Origin of the sequence: Streptomyces sp. NPDC007084, from assembly GCF_040703595.1 — a bacterium.
In the GTDB taxonomy this organism is placed as follows: Bacteria; Actinomycetota; Actinomycetes; order Streptomycetales; family Streptomycetaceae; genus Streptomyces.
Map to the genome: position 1 here is coordinate 360,419 of NZ_JBEYFY010000002.1, position 20,175 is coordinate 380,593.

Consider the following 20,175-nt stretch of genomic DNA (forward strand, 5'->3'; position numbering starts at 1 on the left):
GCAGGAGGGCGGGACCCATGCAGGCAGTGGTGTTCGAGCGGTACGGGGAGCCGGCCGAGGTCAGGGAGATCGCGGACCCGGCGCCGAAGGAGCACGGCGTGGTGGTGCGGGTCGGCGCCACCGGCCTGTGCCGGAGCGACTGGCACGGCTGGATGGGCCACGACCCGGACATCGCCCTGCCGCACGTGCCGGGTCATGAACTCGCCGGTGTCGTCGAGGCGGTGGGGTCCCGGGTGACCGGGTGGCGGGCCGGAGACCGGGTCACCGTCCCCTTCGTCTGCGCCTGCGGAAGCTGCCCCGCCTGCGCGGCCGGCGACCAGCAGGTGTGCGAGCGGCAGACCCAGCCGGGCTTCACCCACTGGGGCTCCTTCGCCCAGTACGTGGCGCTCGACCACGCCGATGTGAACCTGGTCGCGGTGCCGGAGGACCTGTCCTTCGGGACGGCCGCGGCGCTGGGCTGCCGATTCGCCACGGCGTTCCGCGCGGTACTGGTCCAGGGCCGGGTGCGCGCGGGGGAGTGGGTCGCGGTGCACGGCTGCGGGGGCGTCGGCCTGTCGGCGGTGATGATCGCGGCGGCGTCCGGGGCGCGGGTCGTGGCCGTCGACGTGTCCCCGGCCGCGCTCGACCTGGCACGGAAGTTCGGGGCGGCGCGGTGCGTGGACGCCTCCGCCGTGGCGGACCCGGCGGAGGCGGTGCGCGAGCTGACCGGCGGCGGCGCACAGGTGTCGCTGGACGCCCTCGGATCGCCCGCCACCTGCGCCGCCTCGGTGAACTCCCTGCGCCGCCGGGGCCGCCATGTCCAGGTCGGCCTGCTGCCCTCGCCGACCGAGGTCACACCCGTCCCGATGGCCCGGGTGATCGGCCTCGAACTCGAACTCCTCGGTAGCCACGGCATGGCGGCGCACGCCTACCCCGCGATGCTGGAGCTGGTCCGCGCCGGAGTCCTGCGGCCCGACCTCCTCGTCACGTCCACCATCCCGCTGGACGCGGCCCCGGCAGCGCTGGCCGCCATGGGATCGGCGCCGGGCTCGGGCGTGACGGTCATCGAACCGTGGGGGTGAGCGGTGGGGCTGAACCGGGGCGCGGGCTCGGGGCGCCCGCGACCGAGGGCGGTGCCACCTTCAGCGGGCCGGGGCCTCCCTCGGCCGACCGGTGCCACCCTCGGCGAGTCGGGGCTGCCCTCGGCCGGTCGGGGCCATCCTCGGCGAGTCGGGCCTCCCTCACGGGGCCGGGGCTGTTTCAGGCCTGCCCCGGTGGGCGGCCCATTCCGGAGCCAGGACCGACATCTGTACGGAGTCGATCCACTCCCCGTCGCACAGCAGTGTCTGCCGCTCGACGCCCTCGGCCGCGAAGCCGGCCTTCTCGTAGGCGCGCCGGGCCCGGGGGTTGAAGGCGAAGACCTCCAACGCGACCCGGTGCAGGCCCAGTTGCTCGAAGGCGTGGCCCACGATCAGCCGGGTCGCCTCGGTGCCGAGCCCGCGGTCCCGGCCGCCCGGTCCGATGAGGATGCGGAACGTGCAGGAGCGGTTGCGGGCGTCCCACTCGAACAGGACGGCCTCGCCGACCAGTTCACCGGAGGCGCGGTCCACCACGCCGAGGTCCAGCCGGTCCGGCTGCGCGGCCCGGGAGCCGTACCACTGGCGCAGCCGTTCCTCCCCGAACTCCTCGTCAGGGCTGCCGGTGAGCCGCAGGACGTCGGGGTCGCGCAGGATCTCCGCCATCACCGGGGCGTCGTCCACGGTGAACGGACGGAGCACGGTCTTCTCGCCGGTGAGGACGGGTTTCACGGAGAAGCTCATCCGATGATCATCGGCGGGCGGCCGGGGACCCGGCAATCGAATTGCGCCGGCCCGGAAACGCCCCGGCCCCGGTACGCCCTGCCCGGACACGCCCCGGCCCCGGCACACCCCTCGCTCGGACACGCCCCGGCCCGGAGATACCTCGATCCGGGTACGCCCCGGCCCGGCACCCGTCGGGAAGCGGGGTGCCGGGCAGGGGGGTTCAGTCGGTTCTGCGGCCCCGGTTTCCAGGGCGGGAGGCGACCCAGGCGCGGACGGTGTCGGCGTACCAGTACGGCTTTCCGCCCTCGACATGGTCGGGCGGAGGCAGCAGCCCGTGCTTGCGGTAGGACCGCACCGTGTCCGGCTGCACCTTGATGTGCGCGGCGATCTCCTTGTACGACCAGAGTCTGGGGTCGGTCATGCGGGGCACCTCCCTGCGCGCGTGCCGCGGCGGCGGCCTGGGGCGGCCGGCGGGGGAGCCGGGGCGCTGCGCTGGTGATCACAAAGCCTGTGCCCGTTGAACGACACGGAGTGAGCGCCGGGCAGTGGCTGTCGACCGGGTGTGACGCAAGACCCGCGTACACGCGACATCCGTGACACGGAGGTGGTTTTTGTGACACGGGTGACGCATTGGCGCCCGTGGGGCGGAGGGGTGGCGAGGGTATGAGAGTCCCGCTGCCGCCCCCGGCCCACCCCGACTTCTCCGCCCGCCCCCACCCTCAACAAGATCCCCCACCCACAACAAGATCCCGCAGCCCCGCAGCCCCGCAGTTCCTTAGGCCCCGCCTGCCCCCAGACCCGGCAGCCCCCCAGCCCCCCCAGACCCGCGTGCCCTCAGACCCCTGTGCCCCTCAGACCCCTCCGCCCCCGATGTGCCCTCCGCCCCTCAGACCCCGCACCCCCTCAGGAACGCCCGTGTCCGTCGGGCGATCGGCAGGGGTTTGTCGGGTGGGCACGGGTACATGTCCTGCTCGACGATCGCGAAGAGGTCGACGCCGAGTTGCCGGGCCGCGGCCAGGACGGGTTCCAGCGCCGGTACTCCGGAGGGCGGTTCGCACATCACGCCCCGGGCGACCGCGGGCCCGAAGGGGACCCCCTCCGCGCGTACCCCGGCCAGCACCAGCGGGTCCACCTGCTTGAGGTGGAGGTACCCGACGCGCTCGCCGTACGTCTCGATGAGCTTGACGCTGTCGCCGCCGCAGTAGGCGTAGTGGCCGGTGTCGAGGCACAGCGAAACCAGCGACGAGTCGGTGGCGTCGAGGAACCGCGTGACGTTCTCCTCGCTGTCGATGTGCGTGTCGGCGTGCGGGTGGACGACGATCCGCAGCCCGTACCGCTCGCGCACCTCGTGGGCGAGCCGCTCCGTCTGGGCGGTGAGACTGCGCCACTGGCTCGGCGTCAGCGTGCTGTCCTCCAGTACCGCTCCCGTCTTGTCGTCCCGCCAGAACGCCGGGATGACGACCAGGTGTTCGGCGCCCATCGCCTGGGTCAGCGCGGCGATCTCCGCGACGTGTTCCCAGGTCGACTCCCATACCCCGGGCCCCCGGTGCAGCCCGGTGAAGACCGTGCCCGCCGAGACGCCGAGCCCGCGCCGGGCCGTCTCCTCCCGGAGCACGGCGGGGTCGGTGGGCAGATAGCCGTAGGGACCCAGCTCGATCCACTCGTATCCGGAGCCGGAGACCTCGTCGAGGAAGCGCCGCCAGGGCACCTGCCGTGGATCGTCGGGGAACCAGACGCCCCAGGAGTCGGGCGCCGAACCGATCCGGATGCGCGACAGTGAGGAGGAGGGCGAGGACGAGGACGAGGGCGATGGCGAGGAGGAGGGCGACGGCTCCCGCGACGGCTGGAGCCCGGACAGCGGCGAGGACTGAGGTGACGACGGCGTCATGGGCGCCAGCTTCCGGCGGCCCGAAAGTGGTGTCAAGGGCGTAGTCCGAATGTCCGGACAAAACGTTGACAGGGCTCCCCGTGCGGCACTAGACCTGGGGACAGCCGGAGGAGAAGGGAACGTGATGGCGTACGAGCTGATCACCATGGGCCGGATCGGGGTGGACCTCTACCCGCTCCAGGCGGGGGTGCCGCTGGCCCGGGTGACCTCCTTCGGCAAGTTCCTCGGCGGCTCGGCGACCAATGTGGCGGTGGCCGCCGCGCGACTCGGACGGCGTACCGCCGTCATCACCCGTACGGGTGCGGATCCCTTCGGGGCCTATCTCCACGAGGAGCTGCGCGGCTTCGGCGTCGACGACCGCTGGGTCACCCCGGTCCCCGCCCTGCCGACCCCCGTCACCTTCTGCGAGATCTTCCCGCCGGACGACTTCCCGCTCTACTTCTACCGGCTGCCCAAGGCGCCCGACCTGGAGATCGGCGCCCACGAACTCGACCTCGACGCCGTGCGCGCCGCCCACGTCTTCTGGATGACGGGCACGGGGCTGTGCGCGGAGCCGAGCCGCACGGCCACGCTCACCGCGCTGGCCCACCGCGCCCGGTCCGGTACGACGGTCTTCGACCTCGACTGGCGCCCCATGTTCTGGGACGACCCCGCCTCGGCCCGCCCCTTCTACACGGAGGCCCTGCGGCACGCCACGGTCGCCGTCGGGAACGTGGACGAGGTCGAGATCGCCACCGGGGAGCGCGACCCGCAGACCGCGGCCGCCGCCCTCCTCGACGCCGGCGTGGAACTCGCGGTCGTCAAACAGGGCCCCAAGGGAGTGCTCGCCGTCCACCGCGACGGCACCCGAGCGGAGGTCCCGCCGCTGCCGGTCGAGGTGCTCAACGGGCTCGGTGCGGGCGACGCGTTCGGCGGCTCCCTCTGTCACGGGCTGCTCGCCGGCTGGGACCTGGAGCGGATCATGCGGCACGCGAACGCGGCGGGCGCGATCGTCGCCTCCCGTCTGGAGTGCTCCTCCGCGATGCCGACCGCCCAAGAGGTCGAGGACGCGCTGACCGCCGGAGCGGTCCGGTGAGAGCGGGCCACGTCGGCGGCCCGCCCCCCGAACAGGGCGGCGACACGCCCCACGCGCAGGGCGGCGACCCCCCGGCCTCCACCCCCGACCCCGGTCAGGCCCCCGCCTCCACGCGCACCCTCACACCCACCCCCACCCCCACACCCACCACCTACGCCCCCCTCACCCCCACCTCCCCCCGCGTCGACGTCGGTTGGCTCGCGCGGACGCGGGCTCGGGAGCCTGAGGCGGTTGCCGAGGCCGCCGCGCGGCGGGTGCGCAGGCCCCTGCTCGACGGGGCGGGGCGGCTGATGATCGTCGCCGCCGACCACCCGGCACGCGGCGCGCTCGCCGTGGGAGACCGGAAGCTGGCCATGGCGGGCCGCGCCGACCTGCTGGAGCGGCTCTGCCTCGCGCTCTCCCGCCCCGGCGTCGACGGCGTGCTCGCCAGCGCCGACATCCTGGACGACCTGCTGCTGCTCGGCGCGCTCGACGGCAAGGTGGCCATCGGGTCGATGAACCGGGGCGGCCTCGCGGGCGCCGCCTTCGAACTGGACGACCGGTTCACCGGCCACCGCCCGCAGGACATCGAACGGTTCGGCTTCGACGGGGGAAAACTGCTGCTGCGCGTCGACTACGACGACCCGGGCTCGCTGCGCACCCTGGAGTCGGCGGCCCGGACGATCGACGCGATGGCGGAGCGCCGACTCCCGGTATTCGTCGAGCCGTTCCTCTGCCGTCGCCGAGCGGACGGCACGCTGCGCAACGATCTGAGCGCCGAGGCCGTCACCAAGTCCATCGCCATCGCCGCGGGCCTGGGCGGCAGTTCGGCGTACACCTGGCTCAAGGTCCCCGTCACCGAGAACCCCGACGACATGGCCCGCGTCATGGAGACGTCCACGCTGCCCGCGGTACTGCTGGGCGGCGATGTCGGCGACGACCAGGAGGGCGCGTACGAGAAGTGGCGCGGCGCGCTCCAACTGCCCACCGTGCAGGGGCTGGTGGCCGGACGTTCGCTGCTGTACCCGGCGGACGGCGAGGTCGCCGCGGCCGTGGACACCGCCGTGGGACTGCTGTGAGGAGCGCATGAGCCGTCCGGGCAACGGGCCGCACGTGCCGCGAGGCACCGCCGCCGACGCGCGCCACGCGCTCGACACCGACCCCGCGCGGGCCGGCCGGACCCCCAGCGCCCCGCCGATCGTGGAACCGGCGCCCGGGGGTACCCATACCCGTACGAGCGGGGCCGGCGAGTGGATCGTGCGGCCGCTCGCGGGCGGTCGCACGGTGCGCGTCGAGGACGGTATGGCCGAGGAAGAGTTCCCCCTCCGGGGCAGAGCGGGCGGGTTCGACGGAGTCACCGACTCCGCGTGTGTGCCCCGGGACGCCCCGGCCCAGATCGCCTCCGGCGTGGGAGGCCGCTTCGCCCTGGCAGGAGCGAAGTGCGAGCGCCGACTCCCCGCCCGCTACGGCCCCGCGCCGGAGGTTTCCGTCCAGCACCGAGGGGCGCCATCGTGTACGACGGGCCACCCGACCGTCCTGGCGGGACCGGGCGGCGACAGGGAACGGCGGCCCCGTTTCCACCCGGGTCTCCCGAACCTGTCGGGCCTCCCGGAACTCCCGGAACACGCGAAAAGCACAGGGGGATACCGATGACCTCGACGACGAGGCTGACGGTCGCGCAGGCGCTGGTGCGGTTCCTGGCCGCCCAGTACACCGAGCGGGACGGGGTGCGGCGCCGGCTGATCGGCGCCATCTGGGGCATCTTCGGGCACGGGAACGTCGCCGGGATCGGCCAGGCGCTGGTCGAGTACGCGCGGGACATGCCGTACCACCAGGGCCGCAACGAGCAGGCGATGGTGCACGCGGCCGTCGGCTACGCGCGGCAGAGCAACCGGCTCGCCACGCATGCCGTGACCACGTCCATCGGGCCCGGGGCCACCAACCTCGTCACCGGCGCCGCCCTCGCCACGGTCAACCACCTGCCGGTGCTGCTGCTGCCCGGCGACGTCTTCGCTACCCGCCCCGCCGACCCGGTGCTCCAGCAGCTCGAAGTGCCCTACGCGGGCGATGTGTCGGTCAACGACTGCCTGCGCCCGGTCTCGCGCTACTTCGACCGGATCACCCGCCCCGAGGCGCTGATCCCGGCGGCGCTCCAGGCGATGCGGGTGCTCACCGACCCCGTCGACACCGGCGCCGTCACGCTCGCGCTGCCCCAGGACGTCCAGGCGGAGGCCCACGACTGGCCGGGGGAGTTCTTCGCCGAGCGGACCTGGACCGTGCGCCGCCCGGCCGCCGACCCCGGCGAGCTGGCCGCGGCCGTCGCCGCCGTGCGCGCGGCCCGCCGCCCGCTGATCGTCGCGGGCGGCGGTGTGCACCACAGCCGCGCCGAGGAGGCGCTCGACGCGCTGGCCTCCGCGACCCGTATCCCGGTGGCCTCCACCCAGGCGGGCAAGGGCTCGCTGCGCTGGGACCATCCGCAGGACGTCGGCGGCATCGGCCACACCGGCACGGCGACCGCCGACGAACTGGCCCGCACCGCCGACCTGGTGATCGGCGTCGGCACCCGCTACACCGACTTCACCACCGCCTCAGGCACCCTCTTCGGCGCCCCCGGTGTCCGCTTCCTCAACCTCAACATCGCCCCGTACGACGGCCACAAGCTCGCCGGTGTCCCGCTGGTCGCCGACGCGCGCGCCGGTCTCCAGGCGCTCGGCGAGGCGCTGCTGCCGCACGGCCACCGCGTCGAGTCCGCCTACGTCACCGAGTACACGGACGACAAGGAGCGCTGGGAGTACCGGGTCGACGCGGCCTACGAGGCCGAGGACGTCGACGTCCGGCCCACCCAGCCGCAGGTGCTCGGCGTCCTGGACGAGCTGGTCACCGAGGAAGACATCCTGATCAACGCGGCCGGCTCGCTCCCCGGGGACCTGCACAAACTGTGGCGGGCGCGCTCGCGGGACCAGTACCACGTCGAGTACGGCTACTCCTGCATGGGCTACGAGATCCCGGCCGCGATCGGCGTCCGGATGGCGGCCCCGGACCGGCCGGTGTGGGCGCTGGTCGGCGACGGCACGTATCTGATGAACCCGACCGAGCTGGTCACCGCCGTCCAGGAGGGCCTCGCCATCAAGGTGGTCGTCCTGCAGAACCACGGGTACGCGTCCATCGGCGGCCTGTCGGCCTCGGTGGGCGCCGAGGGATACGGCACCGCCTACCGGCACCGGGCCGCGGACGGCACGTTCACCGGGGCGCCGCTGCCGGTGGATCTCGCGGCCAACGCGGCCAGCCTCGGCATGCGGGTTCTGCGCGCGAAGACCGTGCGTGACCTGCGGGCGGCCCTCGCCGAGGCCCGTGACGCGGACACTCCCACTTGTGTCTACGTGGAGACCGAAACGGCAGACACAGTGTCGGGCGCGCCTCCGGCCCAGGCCTGGTGGGATGTACCCGTGGCCGAGACCGCGACCCGATCGTCGGCGGTGGCGGCCCGCGAGGAGTACGACCGGCACGTCGCCGCCCGACGCCGCCATCTGTGAAGGAGTTCTTGGCCATGACGAAGACCGTCGACCACTGGATCGGTGGCAAGCCCACCGCGGGTGCCTCGGGGACGTACGGGCCGGTCACGGACCCGGCGACCGGCGCCGTGACCACGCGGGTCGCGTTCGCGAGCGTTGAGGAGGTGGACGCCGCGGTCGCCGCCGCGAAGGACGCCTACGCCACGTGGGGGACCTCGTCGCTGGCCAGGCGGACCGCGATTCTCTTCAAGTTCCGCGCGCTGCTCGACGCCCACCGCGACGACATCGCCGCGCTGATCACCGCCGAGCACGGCAAGGTCCACTCGGACGCGCTCGGCGAGGTCGCCCGCGGTCTGGAGATCGTGGACCTGGCGTGCGGGATCACCGTGCAGCTCAAGGGCGAGCTGTCGACCGAGGTGGCCTCCCGGGTCGACGTGTCCTCGATCCGCCAGCCGCTCGGCGTCGTCGCGGGCATCACCCCGTTCAACTTCCCGGCCATGGTGCCGATGTGGATGTTCCCGCTCGCCATCGCCTGCGGCAACACCTTCGTCCTCAAGCCGTCCGAGAAGGACCCGTCGGCCGCGATGAGGATCGCCGAGCTGCTGGCCGAGGCCGGTCTGCCCGACGGCGTGTTCAACGTGGTGCACGGCGACAAGGTGGCCGTCGACCGCCTCCTGGAGCACCCCGACGTCAAGGCGGTGTCCTTCGTCGGCTCGACCCCGATCGCCCGCTACATCCACACCACCGCCGCCGCCAACGGCAAGCGCGTACAGGCGCTGGGCGGCGCCAAGAACCACATGCTGGTGCTGCCGGACGCCGACCTGGACGCCGCCGCCGACGCCGCGGTGTCCGCCGCGTACGGCTCGGCCGGCGAGCGCTGCATGGCGATCTCCGCGGTCGTGGCGGTCGGCGCCGTCGGCGACGAGCTGGTGGCCAAGATCCGCGAGCGCGCCGAGAAGATCAAGATCGGTCCCGGCAACGACCCGGCGTCCGAGATGGGCCCGCTGATCACCGCCGCCCACCGCGACAAGGTCGCCTCCTACGTGGCGGGCGCCGCCGCCCAGGGCTCCGAGGTCGTCCTCGACGGCACGGGCTACACGGTCGAGGGCCACGAGGACGGCCACTGGATCGGCCTCTCGCTGCTCGACCGTGTGCCGGTGACGGCGGACGCGTACAAGGACGAGATCTTCGGCCCGGTGCTGTGCGTGCTGCGCGTGGACACCTACGAGGAGGGCCTGGCGCTGATCAACGCCTCGCCCTTCGGCAACGGCACCGCGATCTTCACCCGGGACGGCGGCGCCGCCCGCCGCTTCCAGCTGGAGGTCGAGGCGGGCATGGTCGGCGTGAACGTGCCGATCCCGGTGCCCGTCGGCTACCACTCCTTCGGCGGCTGGAAGGACTCCCTCTTCGGGGACCACCACATCTACGGCAACGACGGCACGCACTTCTACACCCGCGGCAAGGTCGTCACCACCCGCTGGCCGGACCCCTCCGAGGCGCCGGCCGGCGTCGACCTGGGCTTCCCGCGCAACCACTGAGCCCCCGTCCGGCCCCCCTCGCACCACCCCGTGAAGCCGTCCGCATAGCGGACGGCTTCATGTTTTTTTCACGCCCCCGCAACGATTCCCGTGGAGGTGGGAGGAACCGGGTGGCGCAGGGCATCCGTCTCAGCCGCCTTCGAAAGCATGGTCGTACTCGGAAAAGGCTTGCTGATTGATCTGGTGAGCTTCTGACGCCTGGGAAAGTGATGTGAGATGCGTCGCTCCGGTGCTGCGGATTCCGAAGGTAGACGGCCATTGACGCAACGGTTTCCGTCAGATTCCATCAGCGTGGGAGCGGACGACCAGATGTACGACGCGAGCCGCCGGAGGCGATAACGCTCCCCCGCGAACCACCTGACGCACGAACGCACGAGTCGATCGGAACCACTTCATGACCGACACGCTCCGCCCTGTCGAGCCCGCCCTCCCGGACGTCGCCCTCACGGCGGCCGGGAACCCCCAGAAGCTCAAGCGCTCCATCGGCGTCGTCGGCGGCACCCTCCTGACGCTCTCGTGCGTGACACCCGCCTCGACCCTCTTCGTCGTGGTCCCCGACCTGTTCTCCTCGCTCGGCACGGCCACCGCGCTCACCATCGCCATCGGCTCGGTGCTCTGTATCGCCGTGGCGTTCTGCTACTCGGAACTGGGCACCCTCATCCCCAGCGCCGGCGGCGAGTACGCCATGGTCTCCACGCTGGCCGGCCGCCTCGCGGGCTGGCTGGTCTTCGTGCTCTCCCTGCTGGTCGTCATGATCGTGCCGCCCGTGATCGCCATGGGCACCGCCGACTACCTGGCGCCCCTCGTGCACATGAACTCCTCGGCCGCCGGCGCCGGCGTGATGCTGCTGGCCACCCTCGCGGGCCTGCTCGACCTGCGGGCCAACGCCTGGATCACCGGCATCTTCCTGGTCCTCGAAGTCATCGCCGCCGGTGTCGTCGCCATCCTCGGCTTCGCGCACAGCGAGCGCGGCGCCGGCAGCCTGGTCTCCATGCAGGTCTCCGGCTCCGGCGGCCACACGGACACCGTGACGGCCATGCTGGTGGTCTCCGGGCTCGCCATCGCCCTCTTCATCACCCAGGGCTTCTCGACCGCCGTCTACCTCTCCGAGGAGCTGGAGAACCCGCGCCGCAACGTCGCCCGCACGGTGCTGGCCACCCTCGCCATCTCCACCGTCATCATCCTGGTCCCGGTCGTCGCCATCACCATGGGCGCCCCCGACCTGTCCGCGCTGACCGGCGGCGACATCAGCACCATGGTCACGGCCTGGTCCAACTCCGCCGTCGGCACCTTCGTCTCCCTGTGCGTGGCCCTCGCGATCATCAACGCGGGCATCGTCATGGTCATCCAGAACTCCCGCGTCCTGTTCGCCTCGGCCCGCGACAAGGCCTGGCCCGGCGCGGTCAACACCGGCCTGTCCCGGCTCGGCCGGTTCGGCTCCCCCTGGGTCGCCACCCTCCTGGTCGGCATCCCCGGCGCGGCCCTCTGCTTCGTCAACCTGGACACCCTGTACGGCGTGACGGGCGTCTCCGTGACGGCGATGTACCTGCTCGTCGCGGTCGCCGCGCTGCTCGCCCGGCGCGGCCACCACCGCCACACGGCCGCCTGGCGGATGCCGCTGTGGCCCGCCGTCCCGGTCCTGCTGATCGTCGTCCTCGCCTACGTCCTGACCCAGCAGGACGCCGTCTACCTGCTGTGGACCGGCGGCATCACGGCGGTCGCCACCCTGTACTGGGCCTTCTACCTGCGCCCGCGCCGCGCCACCCGCTGGCTGGTCTCGCTCCCCGAGGACGAGCGGGCGGCCTGACCCGCCCCGCCGGGCCCGCCCGGCGCGGCACGGCCGGCCTCAGCCGAAGTCCCACGTCACCACCGTGCACGTCCCGTCGTCCTTGCCCCCCGCACTGCGGTACGCGGCAAGGGCGACGTCGTTCCCGGTGTCCACGCCCACCCACATCCCGTAGCAGCCGCGCTCCCGTGCCAGCGAGGCCAGTTCACGCACCAGCGCCCGCCCGATCCCGCGCCGCCGGAACGGCTCGGCCACCGCCAGCTCGTACAGGAACATCTCGGTGCCCTTGTCCGGGTGCACGGTCTCGACCCCGCTGACGAAACCCACGGGCTCCCCGCCCTCGTAGGCCAGGTACAGGTGATGGCCCCGCGTCTCCAGGAACCGCCGGGCCCAGTCGGGACGCACGGGATGGTCGAAGAGGTACTCGGCGGCGGTCAGTTCCCCGACGGTGGCGGCGCGGCGCAGTTCCATGGCCCGTTCGTACCACGGACGCGGTACGCGGGGGGCGAACCGTACTCCCCTGGGAGGGGCCCGGGTTCAGCCGGGCGGCTGCCCCCGCTGTCGGCGCGCACCCGTACCGTTGAGCCATGGATCTTCGACTGCCCCGGCCGCGCCTGCCGCGCCGGGGACGCCCGCCCGCCCGGACAGACGCGCGAGCCCGCCGGCGGTGGGCGGGCGCCGTCGCGGCCCTCGTCGTGCTCGCCGGCGCGGGCACCTGGACGGCCGTCGCCTCCGACGGCTCCCCGGCCGTGCGCCGCAGCGACCGGATGCTGCCCATGGGCGGCGGAGTGCGGATCGACACCTCGTACTTCACCACCGGCCCCGCCGACCGCCGCCGCCCCGCCGTCCTGCTCGCGCACGGCTTCGGCGGCAGCAAGGCCGACGTCCGCGGCGAGGCCGAGCGGCTCGCCCGCGACGGATACGCGGTGCTGACCTGGTCCGCGCGCGGCTTCGGCCGCTCCAACGGCAGGATCGGGCTGAACGACGCGCGCGGCGAGGTCGCCGACGCCTCCCGGCTCATCGACTGGCTGGCCCAGCGCCCCGAGGTCCGGCTCGACAAGAGCGGCGACCCGCGCGTGGGCATGGCCGGCGCTTCCTACGGCGGCGCCGTCTCCCTGCTGACCGCCGCCCACGACCCGCGCGTCGACGCCCTCGCCCCGTCCATCACCTACTGGAACCTGGCCGACGCCCTGTTCCCGAACGGCGTGTTCAAGAAGGTCTGGGCCGGACTCTTCATCAACTCCGGCGGCGGCTGCCGGCGCTTCGAGCCCGAGCTGTGCGCCATGTACAACCGGGTCGCCGAGTCCGGAAAGCCCGACCCGGCGGCCGTCAGGCTCCTCCGGGAGCGCAGCCCCGAGGCCGTCGCCTCCCGCATCAAGGTGCCCACCCTCATCGCGCAGGGCCAGACCGACTCCCTCTTCCCGCTCGGCCAGGCCGACGCCCTGGAGAAGGCGCTGCGCGCCAACGGCGCACCCGTGAAGGTCGACTGGATCTCCGGCGGGCACGACGGCGGCGACCGCGAGGCGGACCGCCTCACCTCCCGCGCCGCCGCCTGGTTCGACCGCTATCTGAAGGACGACAAGAGCGCCGACACCGGCCCCGCCTTCCGCGTCACCCGCACCGGAGGCATCGACTCCACCGACGGCGCCGCCCTGCTGCGCGGCGCGAGCGCCGACCGCTACCCCGGCCTGGAGAGCGGCCGGCACACCGTCGCGCTGACCGGCCGGGAGCAGACCGTCCAGAACCCGGCCGGCGCCAGCCCGCCCGCCATCTCCGCCCTGCCGGGCCTCGGCGACTTCGGCGGCCTCACCCAGCTCTCCTCCCTCGGCGTCGGCGTCGGCATCGACTTCCCCGGCCAGTACGCCCACTTCGACTCCGCGCCCTTCCGGGACGACCTGCGCGTCACCGGCTCGCCCACGGTGACCGTGCACGTCACATCGAGCGCCGAGGACGCCGTCCTCTTCGGCAAGGTCTACGACGTCGGCCCGGACGGCAATCGCCAGGTGCTGCCCGCCCAGCTCGTCACCCCCGTCCGGGTGGAGGGCGCGCGGAGCGGCAAGGACGTCCGCCTCACCCTGCCCGCCGTCGACCACGAGGTGCGCAAGGGCCACCGGCTCCGCCTGGTCCTCGCCTCGACCGACCTCGGCTACGCCTCCCCGGCCGCCCCGGCCACGTACCGCGTGTCGGTGAAGAGCGGCCTGCGGGTGCCGACGGCGCCCGGGGTGACGACCGCCGCCGCCCCGCTCCCCTCCTGGGTGTGGTGGCTGCCGGCCGTTGGCACGCTCGCCGCGCTGGCCCTGCTGGTCACCGGCCGCCGCCGCACCACCGCCCCGGCCCCCGACCCCGCGCTCGCCGCCGTCCCGCTCCAGATCACCGGCCTGAGCAAGCGCTACGCGAAGTCGGCCGACCGGTACGCGGTCCGCGACCTGTCGTTCCGGGTGGAGAAGGGCCAGGTCCTCGGCCTGCTCGGGCCGAACGGCGCGGGCAAGACGACCACCCTGCGCATGCTCATGGGCCTCATCGGGCCCGACGCCGGAGAGATCCGCGTCTTCGGGCACGCCATCCGCCCCGGCGCCCCCGTCCTGTCCCGGGTCGGCGCGTTCGTCGAGGGCGCCGGCTTCCTCCCGCACCTCACCGGCCGGGAGAACCTGGAGCTGTACTGGCGGGCCACCGGCCGGCCCGCCGAGGACGCCCACCTCGAAGAGGCCCTGGAGATCGCCGGCCTCGGCGACGCGCTGGCCCGCGCCGTGCGCACCTACTCCCAGGGCATGCGCCAGCGCCTCGCCATCGCCCAGGCCATGCTCGGCCTCCCGGACCTGCTCATCCTGGACGAGCCGACCAACGGCCTCGACCCGCCGCAGATCCGCGAGATGCGCGAGGTGATGATCCGGTACGCCGCCGCGGGCCGCACGGTCATCGTCTCCAGCCATCTCCTCGCCGAGGTCGAGCAGTCCTGCACCCACCTGGTGGTCATGGACCGCGGCCGGCTCGTCCAGGCGGGCCCGGTCTCCGAGATCATCGGCTCCGGCGACACCCTGCTCGTCGGCACCGCGGCCCGACTCGACCCGCCCGTGGTCGAGAAGGTCGGGGCCCTGCCGGGTGTCGTCTCCGCCCTCGCCACCGACGAGGGACTGCTCGTCCGCCTCGGCGCGGACGGCAGCGCCCAGCGGCTGGTCGCCGACCTCGTTCGCCTCGACGTGCCGGTGGCGTCGGTGGGTCCCCACCGCCGGCTGGAAGACGCGTTCCTCACCCTGATCGGAGGCTCCGCATGAGCACGCTCGTCGAGCGGGCCGAGACGGCGGACGGCTACCGCGCCCACCACACCCTGCCGCTGCGCGTCGAGCTGCTCCGCCAGCTCAAGCGCCGCCGCACCCTGGTGATGGGCGCGGTCCTCGCGCTGCTGCCCTTCGTCCTCGTCGTCGCGTTCGCCGTCGGCGGTCAGCCGGGCGGGCGCAACGGCCAGGTCACCCTGATGGACACGGCCACCGCCTCCGGCGCCAACTTCGCCGCGGTGAACCTGTTCGTCTCCGCGGGCTTCCTCCTGGTGATCCCGGTCGCCCTGTTCTGCGGCGACACCATCGCCTCGGAGGCGAGCTGGTCCTCGCTGCGCTATCTGCTCGCCGCCCCCGTGCCGAGAACACGCCTGCTGTGGTCCAAGCTCACCGTGGCGCTCGGCCTCAGCCTCGCCGCGATGATCCTGCTGCCGGTCGTCGCCCTCGCGGTCGGCACCGCCGCCTACGGCTGGGGCCCGCTGGAGATCCCCACCGGCGGCGCCCTGTCCGCCGGGACCGCGACCCAGCGGCTGCTGGTCGTCATCGCCTACGTCTTCGTGTCCCAACTGGTCACCGCCGGGCTCGCGTTCTGGCTGTCCACCAAGACGGACGCCCCGCTCGGCGCGGTCGGCGGCGCGGTCGGACTGACCATCGTGGGCAACGTGCTGGACGCGGTCACCGCCCTCGGCCACTGGCGCGACTTCCTGCCCGCCCACTGGCAGTTCGCCTGGGCCGACGCCGTCCAGCCCACCCCCGAATGGGGCGGCATGATCCAGGGCGCCGCGATCTCGGTGACCTACGCCCTGGTCCTGTTCGCGCTGGCCTTCCGCGGCTTCCGCCACAAGGACATCGTCTCCTAGGGCCCCCTCGGGTGCGCCCGCCCGGCGCGCCCGAGGACACCCCCAGGTCTCCGGAAGATCACCCACCGGTCTCGACGGCCCGCCACCGTGGCCGGTTCGAGACGCTTCCGCAACGCTCCCGAGCGCTCGTCCGGACCCCCTCCGGCGTCACAGTCACACACGTCGGGCCACACCAGGGCCGTACGACCGAGGGGGCACGGATGGGGAAGAAGCACACCAGCACAGCGCACGGCACCGGGACCGGCACACGCGGCGCCCGGACGGCGGGCCGCCGGCGCCTGGCCGTCCCGCTGCTCGCCCTCGCCGCCGCCGGAGCGGTCCTGCTCACCGGCTGCGGCGCCGGCGACGGCTCCCACTCCTCCGACGGGCGCAAGTCCTCCCGGCACGACATCCCGCTGCCCGGCGGGCCGACCGGCGGCGGCGCCGAACGGGACCAGGAGGGCGAACAGCCGGACACCCCCGGCGCCACCCCGTCGGCCGACTACCTCTCCACCTTCGCCCTCGACGTCGACACCGCCTCCTACGGCTACGCCCGCCGCACCCTCGCGAGCGGCCACGCCCCCGACCCGTCCACCGTCCGCCCCGAGGAGTTCGTCAACAGCTTCCGCCAGGACTATCCGCGCCCCGAGGGCAACGGCTTCTCCGTCACCGTCGACGGCGCCCGCACCGGCGACGACCGCTGGTCCCTCGTCCGCGTCGGCCTCGCCACCCGCGCCGCCGAGACCGAGAGCAGCCGCCCGCCCGCCGCCCTCACCTTCGTCATCGACATCTCGGGCTCCATGGCCGAACCGGGCCGGCTCGACCTGGCCCGCGCCTCCCTCGACGTGATGACCGACCGGCTGCGCGACGACGACTCGGTGGCGCTGGTCACCTTCAGCGGCGAGGCGCAGACCGTCCTGCCGATGACCCGGCTCGGCGACCACCGCGACCGCGTCCACCACGCGATCGACCGGCTGGAACCCACCGACTCGACCAACCTCGGCGCGGGCGTGCGCACCGGCTACGCGACCGCCGTCGAGGGCCTGCGCGAGGGCGCCACCAACCGGGTCGTCCTCGTCTCCGACGCCCTCGCCAACACCGGTGACACGGACGCCGACAGCATCCTCGAACAGATCTCCGCCGCCCGCCGCGAGCACGGCATCACCCTGTTCGGCGTAGGCGTCGGCAGCGAGTACGGCGACGCCCTCATGGAACGCCTCGCCGACAAGGGCGACGGCCACACCACCTACGTCTCCGGCCGCGACGAGGCCTACAGCGTCTTCTGCGACCGGCTCCCGCAGAACATCGACCTCACCGCCCGCGACGCCAAGGCCCAGGTCGCCTTCGACCCCGAGACCGTCGAGCAATTCCGGCTGATCGGCTACGACAACCGCGCGGTCGCCGACGAGGACTTCCGCGACGACCGGGTGGACGGCGGCGAGGTCGGCCCCGGCCACACCGTCACCGCCCTCTACGCCGTCCGCACCCGCCCCGGCGCCTCCGGACACCTCGCCACCGCCACCGTCCGCTGGCTCGACCCCGCCACCCGCGCCGCGCACGAGAACTCCGGCCGCCTGGAAGCCGGTTCGCTGCGCGCCGACGTCTGGTCCTCCCCGCCCGCCTTCCAAGTCACCGCGGTCGCCGCCTACTTCGCGGACGCGCTGCGCTCGGGCGACGCCCGCCGGAGCCCCCTGCCCGGCGGGCGCCCGCTCGGCCAACTCGCCTCCCGGGCAAGCGACCTGGCCCGCGCCACCGAGGACAAGGACGTCGCCGCGCTCGCCACCGCGATCGGCCAGGCCGACGACCTGAACGTCTGTGCCCAGGACTGCGCCCGCTAGCACCGGTGCCCGCCAACCGCCGCTCCCTGAAAGGACCTTGACCCCCGGCCGGAACCGGCCGGGTGAACGGATCGTGCGCGGACCATTGAATTTCCGTTACGCACGAGTAAGTTGACTCGTCGGTAAGGACCCTGCGACCGGGAGCCGTGATGGGCGTACGCAAGGATCTGAAACGGGCGAAGCGGCGCGCGGGCCTGCCCGGCCGCGCCGCGCTGCAACTGGTCAGGGACGCGAGCGGTACGGTCCGCGAGGCACATGCCGCCCCTCTCGTCTGTGCCCCCACCACCGGCAGCACCGCGGACCTGCCGTACACCAACGCCGCCGAGGCCCCCGGCGCGATCGTCCTGCGCCGCCCGGAACACGGCACGTGGACCCCGGTCACCGCCGCCGCCTTCGCCCGCGACGTCACCGACACGGCCAAGGGGCTGATCGCGGCGGGCCTCGAACCGGGCGGCCGGGTCGCCGTGATGTCCCGCACCCGCTACGAGTGGACGGTCCTCGACTTCGCCGTCTGGGCGGCCGGCGGCCAGGTCGTCCCCGTCTACGCGACCTCCTCCGCCGAACAGGTCGAGTGGATCGTCCGCGACTCCGGCGCCCGCTTCGTGATCGCCGAGACCCCCGGCAACGCGGACACGGTGACCGCCGGCACCGCCGGCCACCCCGAACCCCCGCGCGTCTGGCGGCTCGACGCGGGAGCGCTCGCCGAACTCGCCGCCCTGGGACGGGACATCAGCGACGAGGAGGTCGGCAAGCGCCGCTCCGCCCTCACCCCCGAGACCATCGCGACGATCTGCTACACCTCCGGGACCACCGGCCGGCCCAAGGGCTGCGTCCTCACCCACGCCAACCTGCACGCCGAGGCCGCCAACACCGTCGAACTGCTGCACCCCGTCTTCCGGGAGGTCACCGGCCAGACCGCGTCCACCCTGCTGTTCCTGCCGCTCGCCCACATCATGGGCCGCACCCTCCAGATCGCCTGCCTGATGGCCCGCATCGAGGTGGGCCACTGCCCGAGCATCAAGCCCGACGAACTGCGGCCCGCGCTCAAGGAGTTCCGGCCCACCTTCCTGGTCGGCGTGCCGTACCTCTTCGAGAAGATCCACGCCACCGGCCGCGCCACCGCCGAGAAGCTGGGCCGCGCCGCCTCCTTCGACCGCGCCGACCGCACGGCCGTGCGCTTCGGCGAGGCGTACCTGAACAAGTTCCTCGGCACCGGCAAGGGCCCCGGCCCCGGCCTGTACGCCGCCTGGGCCCTCTACGACCTGCTGGTCTACCGGCGGATCCGCAAGGAGATCGGCGGCCGGGCGCACTACGCCATCAGCGGCGGCTCCCCGCTCGACCGCGACCTCAACCTGTTCTTCTACGCCGCCGGAATCCTCGTCTACGAGGGCTACGGACTGACCGAGACGACCGCCGCCGCCACCGTCGTCCCGCCGCTCGGCCCCCGCCCCGGCACCGTCGGCCTGCCGGTCCCCGGCACCGCCGTCCGGATCGCCGACGACGGCGAGGTGCTGGTCAGGGGCGGTGTCGTCTTCCCCTCCTACTGGAACAACCCGGCCGCCACCGACGCCGCCCTGACCGGCGACTGGTTCGCCACCGGCGACCTCGGCGCCCTGGACCAGGACGGCTACCTGACCATCACCGGCCGCAAGAAGGACATCCTCATCACCACGGGCGGCAAGAACGTCTCGCCCGCCGTCCTGGAGGACCGGCTGCGGAGCCGTGCGCCCGTCGGCCAGTGCCTCGTCGTCGGCGACAACCGCCCGTTCGTCGCCGCCCTGATCACCCTCGACCCGGAGGCGGTGGCCCACTGGCTCGCCGTCCGCGGCCTCCCGGCGCGGACCCCGCTGTCCGACCTCGTCCGCGACCCCCGGATGCGCGCCGACGTCCAGAAGGCGGTGGACCACGCCAACGCGGCGGTCTCCCGAGCCGAGTCCATCCGCGCGTTCGCCCTGGTGGAGGGGGAGTTCACCGAGGACAACGGCCTGCTCACCCCGTCCCTGAAGGTGAAGCGGCAGGCGGTGACGACGGCGTACGCGGCCGACATCGAGGCGCTGTACGCGAACTGACGGACCGTCCGACGGGCCGTCGCGGCGACCGGTCCCGGACACGGGAACAGCGGGCCGCTCCGAAGAGCGACCCGCTGTCCGCGGAGCTGGGGGTGATCAGCTGCCGGCCGAGCCGTTGCCCGACAGGACCGGGATGTTGTCCAGGATGTGCGACAGCGGCTCGTCGCCCTTGGCCTGGGTGGAGTTCTCGGTGCACTGCTGGTTCTGCGGGGCCGACAGGATCGGCACGTCCTGGAGGACGGTGACCGGCACGAGGCCGACCAGCGAGGCCAGGTTCGCCTTGACGGGCAGGCCGACACAGGGCTTGTTCAGCGAGCCCTGCACGAGCGAGAGCTGGGGGCTCATGTCGCCGTGCGTGGCCTGGTTGCCGTACTTCTGGACGGAGCCGTTGCCGTTCGTGGTGGTGACGCCGTCATCGTTGCCGATGGCGAGCGCCTGCGGCGCGGCGGCAGCCGAGACACCGGCGATGGAAGCGGCAATGGCCGCGGTCGCCCAGAGCTTCTTCATGTTCGTATTGCCCTTTCGGAGAGCGGACTCCGAGTGGAGCCGCGTCATGATCAACTGTGCTGCGGATCGTGAGGTTGCGGGGTGTGCCCCG

General features: G+C 73.4%; 15 protein-coding genes and 1 pseudogene. 11 read left to right on the forward strand and 5 right to left on the reverse strand.

The window, feature by feature from the left end; genetic code table 11:
* Positions 1-17 precede the first annotated feature (17 nt).
* Positions 18-1,061: a zinc-dependent alcohol dehydrogenase family protein gene (locus AB0912_RS03445; protein WP_366696234.1), complete on the forward strand. Its 1,044-nt coding sequence runs from the start codon at positions 18-20 to the stop codon at positions 1,059-1,061.
* Between the two features lie 159 nt (positions 1,062-1,220).
* Here AB0912_RS03445 and AB0912_RS03450 read toward each other — a convergent pair whose 3' ends face one another.
* From AB0912_RS03450 to AB0912_RS03460, 3 genes are all read right to left on the reverse strand, one after another.
* Positions 1,221-1,799 carry a GNAT family protein gene (locus AB0912_RS03450; protein ID WP_366696235.1) on the reverse strand — a complete coding sequence of 193 codons (579 nt, stop codon included), beginning with the start codon at positions 1,797-1,799 and terminating at the stop codon, positions 1,221-1,223.
* A gap of 202 nt (positions 1,800-2,001) precedes the next feature.
* The gene (locus AB0912_RS03455; RefSeq protein ID WP_366696236.1) at positions 2,002-2,202 is read right to left on the reverse strand and encodes a MerR family transcriptional regulator; all 201 of its coding nucleotides are present in this window, start codon (positions 2,200-2,202) and stop codon (positions 2,002-2,004) included.
* A gap of 465 nt (positions 2,203-2,667) precedes the next feature.
* Positions 2,668-3,489, reverse strand: coding sequence for a sugar phosphate isomerase/epimerase (locus AB0912_RS03460; RefSeq protein ID WP_366696237.1), 822 nt, complete (start codon positions 3,487-3,489; stop codon positions 2,668-2,670).
* 304 nt (positions 3,490-3,793) lie between these two features.
* Here AB0912_RS03460 and iolC point away from each other — a divergent pair, with 304 nt between their 5' ends.
* The 6 genes and pseudogenes from iolC to AB0912_RS03490 all read left to right on the forward strand — a co-directional run bounded on the left by iolC (position 3,794) and on the right by AB0912_RS03490 (position 11,580).
* Positions 3,794-4,744, forward strand: coding sequence for a 5-dehydro-2-deoxygluconokinase (iolC, locus tag AB0912_RS03465; protein WP_366696238.1), 951 nt, complete (start codon positions 3,794-3,796; stop codon positions 4,742-4,744).
* Positions 4,741-5,802: a deoxyribose-phosphate aldolase gene (locus AB0912_RS03470; RefSeq protein ID WP_366696239.1), complete on the forward strand. Its 1,062-nt coding sequence runs from the start codon at positions 4,741-4,743 to the stop codon at positions 5,800-5,802. The genes iolC and AB0912_RS03470 overlap by 4 nt, the downstream gene beginning before the upstream one ends.
* A gap of 7 nt (positions 5,803-5,809) precedes the next feature.
* Positions 5,810-6,229: pseudogene (locus AB0912_RS03475) on the forward strand (5-deoxy-glucuronate isomerase); the annotation flags it as partial.
* A gap of 143 nt (positions 6,230-6,372) precedes the next feature.
* Positions 6,373-8,256 carry a 3D-(3,5/4)-trihydroxycyclohexane-1,2-dione acylhydrolase (decyclizing) gene (gene iolD, locus AB0912_RS03480; protein ID WP_366696240.1) on the forward strand — a complete coding sequence of 628 codons (1,884 nt, stop codon included), beginning with the start codon at positions 6,373-6,375 and terminating at the stop codon, positions 8,254-8,256.
* A gap of 14 nt (positions 8,257-8,270) precedes the next feature.
* Positions 8,271-9,773 carry a CoA-acylating methylmalonate-semialdehyde dehydrogenase gene (gene mmsA / locus AB0912_RS03485; RefSeq protein ID WP_366696241.1) on the forward strand — a complete coding sequence of 501 codons (1,503 nt, stop codon included), beginning with the start codon at positions 8,271-8,273 and terminating at the stop codon, positions 9,771-9,773.
* Positions 9,774-10,167: 394 nt separating this feature from the next.
* Positions 10,168-11,580, forward strand: a complete 1,413-nt coding sequence (locus tag AB0912_RS03490; RefSeq protein WP_366696242.1) for an APC family permease — start codon at positions 10,168-10,170, stop codon at positions 11,578-11,580.
* Between the two features lie 39 nt (positions 11,581-11,619).
* Here the strand turns inward: AB0912_RS03490 and AB0912_RS03495 are convergent, their stop codons facing one another.
* The gene (locus tag AB0912_RS03495; protein WP_366696243.1) at positions 11,620-12,030 is read right to left on the reverse strand and encodes a GNAT family N-acetyltransferase; all 411 of its coding nucleotides are present in this window, start codon (positions 12,028-12,030) and stop codon (positions 11,620-11,622) included.
* A 116-nt stretch (positions 12,031-12,146) separates the two neighbouring features.
* Here AB0912_RS03495 and AB0912_RS03500 point away from each other — a divergent pair, with 116 nt between their 5' ends.
* The 4 genes from AB0912_RS03500 (at position 12,147) to AB0912_RS03515 (ending at position 19,577) form a co-directional block, all read left to right on the forward strand.
* Positions 12,147-14,831: an alpha/beta fold hydrolase gene (locus AB0912_RS03500; RefSeq protein ID WP_366696244.1), complete on the forward strand. Its 2,685-nt coding sequence runs from the start codon at positions 12,147-12,149 to the stop codon at positions 14,829-14,831.
* Positions 14,828-15,691 (forward strand): ABC transporter permease, encoded by an 864-nt coding sequence (locus AB0912_RS03505; RefSeq protein WP_366696245.1) that lies wholly within the window; start codon positions 14,828-14,830, stop codon positions 15,689-15,691. Before AB0912_RS03500 ends, AB0912_RS03505 begins: the two co-directional genes overlap by 4 nt.
* Positions 15,692-15,891: 200 nt before the next feature.
* Positions 15,892-17,508: a von Willebrand factor type A domain-containing protein gene (locus tag AB0912_RS03510; protein WP_366696246.1), complete on the forward strand. Its 1,617-nt coding sequence runs from the start codon at positions 15,892-15,894 to the stop codon at positions 17,506-17,508.
* 149 nt (positions 17,509-17,657) lie between these two features.
* Positions 17,658-19,577, forward strand: coding sequence for an AMP-dependent synthetase/ligase (locus AB0912_RS03515; protein WP_366696247.1), 1,920 nt, complete (start codon positions 17,658-17,660; stop codon positions 19,575-19,577).
* 96 nt (positions 19,578-19,673) lie between these two features.
* Here the strand turns inward: AB0912_RS03515 and AB0912_RS03520 are convergent, their stop codons facing one another.
* Positions 19,674-20,084, reverse strand: a complete 411-nt coding sequence (locus AB0912_RS03520; RefSeq protein WP_081217351.1) for a rodlin — start codon at positions 20,082-20,084, stop codon at positions 19,674-19,676.
* Between the last annotated feature and the right edge of the window lie 91 nt (positions 20,085-20,175).